This window comes from Amaricoccus solimangrovi (genome assembly GCF_006385685.1).
Taxonomy (GTDB): Bacteria; Pseudomonadota; Alphaproteobacteria; order Rhodobacterales; family Rhodobacteraceae; genus Amaricoccus; species Amaricoccus solimangrovi.
Genome location: NZ_VFRP01000132.1, coordinates 1 through 563 on the forward strand (window position 1 = coordinate 1; position 563 = coordinate 563).

At 69.8% G+C, this 563-nt stretch carries 1 pseudogene; it reads right to left on the reverse strand.

Annotation, left to right across the window (positions count from 1 at the left end):
• Positions 1–476: pseudogene (locus FJM51_RS23590) on the reverse strand (hypothetical protein); the annotation flags it as partial.
• Positions 477–563 lie beyond the last annotated feature (87 nt).

A 563-nucleotide genomic window follows, 5' to 3' on the forward strand; every position in this document is an offset into this window, starting at 1 on the left:
CGCATTCCCTCGATTGCCTGGGACACACGGGCCGAGGCGTCCTCAGGGGAAACCCCAAGGTCAGCCGCGAGCTTCCCGATGGAGGCAACCGAGAGGGTTCCCGAGGAGGTCAGTTCGTCCAACGCGGCGGAGGCGCTGGGCGCCGAGGTAATGGCGCTCATGGCTTCCTCGGTGGCATCGTCGGCGGTGAAGTCGTCTTCGCTGGTCTCGGCCCCGGCGGCGGTGTCCTGCTCGGCGTCAGCGGAACCGGCCACCTCCGGGGCCTGCGAAGGGCGGGCTGAGGATTCCACCACGTTGCCCCCGGCGTCCCGCTGGAGGATGCCCTTCCCGAGGGCGTAGGACACGCTCACGTGGAAGCCTCGATAGAGGACCATATCGCTGTCCTGAAGGGGCCTGCGGCCGTTGATCGGGGTGCCGGTGCGGGAGATGGCCGAGGCCGTGAGGCCCTGCGTTCCCTCGGTATGGGCCGAGGTCATGGCGGAGTGAGGCGCCACGGTGGCGGACCGCTCGGCTTGGAGGTAGTCGGAATAGGACCGCTGGGGCTGGGGCTGGGGCTGGCCCCG